The 7979-nt window shown below is 66.3% G+C and carries 6 protein-coding genes and 1 pseudogene; 4 read left to right on the forward strand and 3 right to left on the reverse strand.

The genetic code is table 11. The features are described 5' to 3' along the window. A partial coding sequence (locus tag NP3_RS38305) for an APC family permease (RefSeq protein WP_157124835.1) occupies positions 1 to 1152 on the reverse strand: 1152 nt, incomplete at its 3' end. 184 nt (positions 1153 to 1336) lie between these two features. On the opposite strand from NP3_RS38305, the gene NP3_RS38310 reads away from it, so the two are divergent. Beyond that, positions 1337 to 2209 (forward strand): alpha/beta fold hydrolase, encoded by an 873-nt coding sequence (locus NP3_RS38310; RefSeq protein ID WP_063825029.1) that lies wholly within the window; start codon positions 1337 to 1339, stop codon positions 2207 to 2209. A gap of 24 nt (positions 2210 to 2233) precedes the next feature. Here NP3_RS38310 and NP3_RS38315 read toward each other — a convergent pair whose 3' ends face one another. After that, positions 2234 to 3784 carry a PH domain-containing protein gene (locus NP3_RS38315; protein WP_084509541.1) on the reverse strand — a complete coding sequence of 517 codons (1551 nt, stop codon included), beginning with the start codon at positions 3782 to 3784 and terminating at the stop codon, positions 2234 to 2236. Between the two features lie 56 nt (positions 3785 to 3840). Beyond that, a complete protein-coding gene (locus tag NP3_RS38320) occupies positions 3841 to 4338 on the reverse strand; it encodes a PH domain-containing protein (protein ID WP_084509540.1) in 498 nt (165 codons plus the stop codon). Positions 4339 to 4502: 164 nt separating this feature from the next. Between NP3_RS38320 and cofH the strand changes: the two genes are divergently transcribed. The 3 genes and pseudogenes from cofH to NP3_RS38335 all read left to right on the forward strand — a co-directional run. Further along, positions 4503 to 7181 carry a 5-amino-6-(D-ribitylamino)uracil--L-tyrosine 4-hydroxyphenyl transferase CofH gene (cofH, locus tag NP3_RS38325; RefSeq protein WP_063046611.1) on the forward strand — a complete coding sequence of 893 codons (2679 nt, stop codon included), beginning with the start codon at positions 4503 to 4505 and terminating at the stop codon, positions 7179 to 7181. 190 nt (positions 7182 to 7371) lie between these two features. Continuing rightward, positions 7372 to 7695 carry a ferredoxin gene (gene fdxA / locus NP3_RS38330; protein WP_063046612.1) on the forward strand — a complete coding sequence of 108 codons (324 nt, stop codon included), beginning with the start codon at positions 7372 to 7374 and terminating at the stop codon, positions 7693 to 7695. Positions 7696 to 7719: 24 nt separating this feature from the next. Beyond that, positions 7720 to 7979 (forward strand): annotated as a pseudogene (locus NP3_RS38335) (succinyldiaminopimelate transaminase); the annotation flags it as partial.

The raw sequence follows: 7979 nt of genomic DNA on the forward strand, positions 1-7979 counted from the left end.
GCCACGCTGTTCGCGCCAGTGCCGCACCAGCCCGGCCTGGCTGATGGTGAAACCGATGAAGACGCCCACGGCGTAAACCGGTAGCACGCGGTGGGTTTCGGCATGCACGACCAGCAACACGGTGGCGGCCAGAATGGCAAGGGCCGCAACGCCATAGCGAAACACCGGGCGTTCGGAGCGCAGCGCGAACAAGTGCGCGACCCGATGATCCTTCGCGAGCAGAGACAGCAACACGGGCAGTCCGCCGAAGCTGGTATTCGCGGCCAGGCACAGTGCCAGCGTGACGGCCAGACTCGTCACGTAGAACGGCCACCCGGTCCCGAATGCCGCCGCGGACAATTGCGCGAGCAGGGTGACGTCGCCGCGCGGCACCGCGTGATGGCGACGGATGAGCAGCGCCGAACCGAGCAGCATCGTGCACAGCAGCACGCCGAGCGCCACCTCGGTGTGCTGGGCCCGTCGCACCGCGGGCGACCGGAACGACGGCACGGCATTGGCAATCGCCTCGACGCCGGTCAGCGCCGAACACCCGGCCGAGAATGCCTTGAGCAGCAACAGAATTCCGACGGTGTCATACGGCACGATCGGCCCCAGATCGGTGCCGATCACCGCGACCGGTTTCGCGCGGAACAGTCCGACCACGATCACCGCGAGAATTGCGACGATGAACAGAAGTGTCGGCCCCATCAGCACTTTCGCCGATTCGGCCACCCCGATCAGATTGATCACGGTGAGCAGCGCCAGCCCGCTCAGCGTGATAAGCAGCAGATGATCGGCCAGTACCGGAAACGCGCTGGCCAAACTGGCCGCACCGGCCGCGAGACTCACCGCGACGGTCAGCACATAGTCCACCACCAGACTCGCCGCCGCGAGCAGACTGGCACCGCGCCCGAGATCCTTCTTCGCCACGGCATAGGACCCGCCGCCGTCCGGATGTACGGCGATAACCTGCCGATACGACAGCACCAACACCAGCAACAGTGCCGCGATCGCCAGCGACACCGGCAATGTCCACGACACCGCCGCCGCGCCCGCCGCGACAAGAACCAGCACGATCGCCTCGGGACCGTATGCCACGCTGGACAGCGCATCCAGCGATAACGCCGCCAAACCGCCGATCGCGGTCAGTCGAAATTTGTCACCCCGCTGCATCCGCCGCACGCGGCGATCGGCGATGGGCAACTCCCGCGTCGGTGATATCGGGGTCTCGACCACGGTCACTATTGAACTCGGCGCGGTGTCAGCAATCGGTCAGCGACACTGTGCGAGTCGGATCGGCGCGGTCGCGCTCTATTCTCGGAGCGAACGGTCTCAGACACTTGGGTACGGAGCAATGATGGAACGGCGCATGATCGGGGAACTCGTCCAGGTTCCCGCCGGGGCGATACATGTCCGGCAGGATGGGCCCGCCGATGGCAAACCCATCGTATTGCTGCACGGTTTCGAGGGTTCGGTGCACTGGTGGGACGCGCTGGTCCCGCTGCTGGCCGACACCTACCGCGTGGTCCGCATCGATCTGCTCGGATTCGGTTGCACCACAGGCGAACCCGGATTCGATCAGCGCTCGCAGAGCGAAATGCTGACCGCGGTGCTCGAACGGCTCGATATCACCGACGCCACCGCGATCGGGCATTCGTGGGGTGCCGACAGCGCGCTCGGACTCGCCGAACTGTCCGGTCGGGTCAGCGAGGTCGTCGTGGTCGATCAGGCACCGGACTGCAACGAGCTCCGAATTCTTCGAGTAATGCGCCCGGTGCTGCGGCTGCTCGCGTTGGCTCCGATCGGGCGTTCTGTGCATGCGGTGCTGAACAACAACTGGGCATTGCGTCAGGCGATGGCTGCCGGATTCGCACCCGGATTCGATCCGGATGCCACCGGTCCGGGCTGGTCTCAGCTGCGCTCGGATCACCGCGCCATGTCCTGGCGCGCATATCGCGCCGTCCTGGTGGAGCGCCCGCGGGCGCTGGCGGCACGGCCGCTGGACGCCCAGATCCGCGCTCTCGGCTTGCCCGCCTTGGTAATTCACGGCCGACACGACAGCCTCTACGGCTGGCGCAACACCATCGACCGATACGCCGCCGCGGGCGCACGCATCGAGGTGATCGACACCGCGGGCCACTCACCCAACGTCGAAACACCGGAACGGGTGGCCACCGCACTCCGGCACTTCCTCACCGACCCGAGCCGATCCCGCTCGGCGGCAAGCTGATCGACTCCGCACGTATCGGCGGGGTCAGCGGGTGCCCAGGCGGCCAGGGGTTGCCGATTCGATGAGGTCCCAGGCTTGTTCGAGTGGAATGTCGATCACGAGGTAGCGCTTCTTACCGGCTGCGGTGGCGGCCACGACGGTGCCGATGCCGGAGCGGCGCTGCCAAAAGGATTGGCGAACAGTCCAACCGATGATGCCGGGGGCCTCGAGACAGTCACGGTCGCGGTCGAGCGAGCCGGATCGGGTGATGAGCCAGGCCGGACTGCTGTCGGTGGCGGGCAGCACGGCGTGGCCGAGGCCGCGGTAACGGTCGGCGGCCAGCGCGGCGGCGATCAGGGCCGGGAGGGCGGGCAGCAGCCACCACCATGGTGAAAAGTGCTCTCCGGCAAGGGAAATGTACAGCATCGCGACCGCGAGCAGCGCGATCGGGCTCAGCGCGCGGGTGTACCGGCGGCGGCGCGCGACCGGGCCGTGCGCGATCAGCGGTGCGGTGCTCACCGTCGCGCGCGGGGTGTGGCCGGTCGGCTCCTGTTGCGGTGCTGGGCCCACCGGATCCCCGGCCCGTGCGATTTCGTTCGTGGCACCGGGACGTCGGGCACCTCGGGGTACGAGCAATTCCGCGAGGGTGCGTTCGATGGCGGAGCGCGGCGCCTGGGGCAGGATCTTCTGGCGCGGGCTCTGGCCGGTCATGATGGCTTCGAGCTCGGCGGCACCGGCCATGCGGAGCAGCAGCGGCTCGTTGACGGTCGCGCCGCGGAAACGAGCCAGATCCAGCGTGATCTGTCTGGTCGTGAACAGCCCGTGGCGCAGCTGCAAGGTGCGGTCGTCATCGAGTACTCGGAGTCCGAAATACGTTGTCAGATAACGTGCGCAGGCCGCGAGGCTGACGATCACCACGATCGCGACGACCAGCACTGCGATGGTGACGGCGATGAGCGCCGCGCTACCGTCCTCGATGCTGTGCACCGCGTCCGACCTGACCACGATCTGGTCGAACCCGTACTGAATCGCCAAACCGACAATGGGTGCGATGATGGCGAAACCGGTCAGCGACAGCGGCGCGTAACGCACCCAGCTCGCTCGCCAATGACCGATCTCGCGGGCGTTCCCGGACACCGGCCGGTCTTTTCGTAGGTCGGGAACCTGTTGTCCAGCAGTAGATTCCGGCGAACCGGCGGTATGGGCGAGCAGCGCCGCCCGCAACTCGGGCACCACATCCGCATCCAACGCGTCGAGCTTGAACTTCTCACCCGAATCCGCGTGCTGCCCCGTGCCGATCGCCAGCACCGCGAGCCCGAGCACCCGATGCAATAGATCGGCTTCGATATCGACCGACCGGATCCGCGACCGCGGTACCGACAGCTTCTTGCGCTGAATCAACCCGGTCCGCAACTCGACGTCTGTCGGCCCGACCCGATAGGTGGTGGTGAACCAGCGTGTCAGCGCAAAGCCGACGATCACCGCCAGTGCGACGAGTCCCCAGACAGGATTACCGGTATTGGTGCCGAGGATCACCGACCCGATCAGCACCGGAATGAACCGCACGACCTCGTTGACGGGGTGTACCAGCAACATTCGCTTATCCAGCCGCAACCACGGCGGGGCTAGATCGGTCTCCGGAAGGTACGAACTCACGTCGCATCCCCGCGGTGCGACGCGGCGATCTCGGTCAACCGCGTGACGGTCTGTTCGGCGATCGGCAGATCGAGCGCGGAGATCCGCACCGCACCGGCCGAGGACGCGGTCGTGACGGTCACCGTCGCCAGCCCGAGGAATCGCTCCAGCGGCCCGCGCTCGGTATCGACGGTCTGCACTCGGGAGATGGGCGCCACCCGGCTCTCCACCGTCAACCACCCGACCCGGGTGTACACCGCCTCATCGGTCACCTCCCACCGATGCACCGCGAACCGCCACAGCGGCACCACCCCGATGCTCACCGCCGCGAGTACGAGCGCCACCGCGAACACCACCAGCTGCGCATCGCGATGCTCGGCGTCGACGACAACCCACAAGATCAGCGCCACGACGGGAATCACCCAGCCGAGCGCGGCCTGAATCGTCCACAAGAGCTTGGCCTTGGTGCTCGGACGCCAGGCCGGATCGGCCATGATCGTGCGCGGCTGCGACATGCTTGCCATGGTTCCACGTCACGGCGCGGCCGTCTCCTTCGTCCGCCCCGACCCACCTACCTGCACGGGAATAATTCGCCCGGACGTACCGGAATACTGCGTGAGACCGCACAGTTATCACCCCTCACAAGCACTGGAGGGAGACAGCCCAGGATGTGTAGCGCATGATCGAGGGCGTGACCGAGCTAGCGACCCCGAGCGTCCCGCCCGCACCGCCAACGCCGTCGGCAATGCGCCGTGCGCTGCGGCGGGCCCGTGACGGTGTGACACTGAATGTGGACGAGGCGGCTGTACTGCTGCACGCACGTGGTGACGACCTCGTCGATCTGTGTCGCAGCGCCGCCCGGGTGCGCGATGCCGGACTGGAATCGGCGGGTCGGCCGAAGACCATCAGCTATTCCCGCAATGTCTTCATCCCGCTGACCAAGCTCTGCCGCGACAAATGCCACTACTGCACCTTCGTCACGGTGCCGGGCAAGTTGCGCGCCGAGGGCAAGGGCATGTTCCTGGAGCCCGACGAGGTGCTGGAAATCGCGCGTCGCGGTGCCGAACTCGGCTGTAAAGAGGCCCTGTTCACCCTCGGTGACCGGCCCGAGGACCGCTGGCCGGAGGCCGCGCAGTGGCTCGACGAACGTGGTTACGACTCCACGCTGGACTACCTGCGCGCCGTCTCGATCATGGTGCTCGAGGAGACCGGTCTGCTGCCGCATCTGAATCCGGGCGTCATGAGCTGGGCGGAAATCTCGCGGCTCAAACCGGTGGCGCAGTCCATGGGCATGATGCTCGAGACCACCGCCACCCGCCTTTTCACCGAAAAGGGCAACTGCCACTACGGAAGTCCGGATAAGGATCCGGCGGTGCGGTTGCGCGCCATCACCGACGCCGGTCGGCTTTCGGTGCCCTACACCACCGGCATTCTGGTCGGCATCGGCGAAACGCTGACCGAGCGCGCCGAGTCGATCATGGCGATTCGCAAGCAGCACAAGGCATTCGGGCATATCCAGGAAGTGATCATCCAGAACTTCCGCGCCAAGGACGACACCGCCATGCGCGATGTTCCCGATGCGGGTATGGAGGAGTTCCGGGCCACCATCGCGGTCACCCGGCTGCTACTCGGCCCCGACGTTCCGGTGCAGGCGCCGCCGAACCTGGTGTCGCACGAGGAATGCCAGGCCCTGATCGATGCGGGCATCGATGACTGGGGCGGCGTCTCGCCGGTCACCCCCGACCACGTGAATCCGGAACGGCCCTGGCCGAACCTCGATACGCTGCGCGAGATCACCGAGGCCGCGGGCTACCAACTCGTCGAACGCACCTCGGCGCACCCGAAATACGTGCGCGCGGGCAACCCGTGGGTCGATCCGCGCATCGGCGCGCACGTCGCCGCACTCACCGATCCGAAAACCGGTCTGGCGAATCCGGATGCGCTCCCGGTCGGCCTGCCCTGGCAGGAACCGGACGAGTCGTGGGAATCCGCGGGCCGGATCGACCTCAATACCTCGATCGATACCGAGGGCCGAAATACCGAGAGCCGCAGCGATTCCGCACTCGGCCGCGGCGTGAGCGACGGGCCCGGAGGCGGTAGCTTGCGTGACCACGAAGGGACCCGCGAACGCCGCCAATCAGACACCGATGTCGTCGGGGCCTTCGGCGACTGGGACACCATTCGCGAACAGGCTCGTGACCTCGCCGTCGCGGCACCCGAGCGACTGGATTCCGATGTGCTCGCCGCGCTGCGCGCCGCCGAAAACGATCCGGCCGGGCTCACCGACGCCGAGTACCTGGCGCTGGCAACGGCCGAGGGACCGGCGCTGGATTCGGTGGCCGCACTCGCCGACCAGCTGCGCCGCGACGTCAACGGCGACGACGTCACCTACGTGGTCAACCGGAATATCAACTTCACCAATATCTGCTACACCGGCTGCCGCTTCTGTGCGTTCGCCCAGCGCAAGGGTGATGCCGACGCCTTCACCCTGAGCATGGACGAGGTCGCCGACCGCGCCTGGGAGGCGCACGTCGACGGCGCGACCGAAATCTGCATGCAGGGCGGCATCGATCCGGACCTCCCGGTCACCGGCTATGCCGATCTGGTGCGCGCGATCAAACAACGGGTGCCGTCGATGCATGTGCACGCGTTCAGCCCGATGGAGATCGTGAACGGCGCATCTCGCGGCGGGCAGAGCATTCGCGACTGGCTGGTCGCGTTGCAGGAAGCCGGGCTCGACACGATTCCCGGCACGGCCGCGGAAATCCTCGACGACGAGGTGCGCTGGGTGCTCACCAAGGGCAAACTGCCGACCTCCGCGTGGGTCGAGGTGATCACCACCGCACATCAGGTCGGCGTGCGTTCGAGTTCCACGATGATGTACGGCCACGTCGACAATCCGAAGCATTGGGTCGGACATCTGCGGGTGCTGCGCGGAATACAGGACGAGACAGGCGGTTTCACCGAATTCGTGCTGTTGCCGTTCGTGCATCAGAGCGCACCGCTGTACCTAGCCGGTGCGGCGCGACCGGGCCCGACCATCCGGGACAACCGTGCGGCGCACGCCCTCGCGCGGATCATGTTGCACGGCCGCATCGATAACATCCAGACCAGCTGGGTGAAACTCGGCACAGCGGGCACCCGCATGATGCTCAACGGCGGCGCCAACGATCTGGGCGGTACCTTGATGGAGGAGACCATCTCCCGCATGGCCGGATCGCAACACGGTTCCGCCAAGACCGTCGCGGAACTCACCGAGATCGCCGAGGGCATCGGCCGTCCGGTGCGCGAACGGACCACTACTTATGGGGTGCCACCGCGGAAGATCTCCGCGGCGCTGCCACTGACGGTGGGCTAGTCGATACCAGATTCCCGTTCCTCGTGCTCGGAGTATTCGCAAAGGCGCGGATGCCAGGGGTGTTTCATATCCAGCGAGTGGCAGGCGGGACGAAGTTGGTTAGGGCAGGCTGCCCCGGAGTAACCTGGGCTGCCGGGATAGTGTGACGCTGGGCGGAGTATCCCCGTGAGGACAGACTAGGAGAGCGGCAGTGCCGTACATCATCGCTGAACCGTGCGTTGACGTGAAGGACAAGGCATGCATCGAAGAATGCCCCGTGGACTGCATCTACGAGGGTGGTCGAATGCTGTACATCCATCCCGACGAGTGCGTGGACTGTGGTGCATGTGAGCCGGTGTGCCCGGTGGAGGCGATCTTCTACGAAGACGACACCCCGGACCAGTGGGGCGGCTACGTGAACGCCAATGTCGACTTCTTCGACGAGCTGGGTTCGCCCGGCGGTGCGACGAAGGTCGGCAAGGTGGATTACGACCCGCCGTTCATCAAAGAGCTGCCGCCGATGGCGACTGAATGAGTAATTAGGTACTTAGTGAGTTCCCTGTCACCGCGTCGCCGGGTCAGCAGTCTGCTGCCCGATTTTCCTTGGGACACCATCGCGTCGGTGAAGGCCGAGGCCGCCGCGCATCCGGACGGGATCGTCGACCTTTCGGTCGGCACCCCGGTCGATCCGGTGGACCCGCTGATCCGTGCGGCATTGAGTTCGGTCGCCGACGTGCCCGGATATCCGACTACGCACGGCACGCCTGAACTGCGGGCCGCGGCGGTCGATGCGTTGAAGCGGCGTTACGGGATCACCGG

This window comes from Nocardia pseudovaccinii NBRC 100343, from assembly GCF_001613225.1.
GTDB classification, from domain to species: domain Bacteria; phylum Actinomycetota; class Actinomycetes; order Mycobacteriales; family Mycobacteriaceae; genus Nocardia; species Nocardia pseudovaccinii.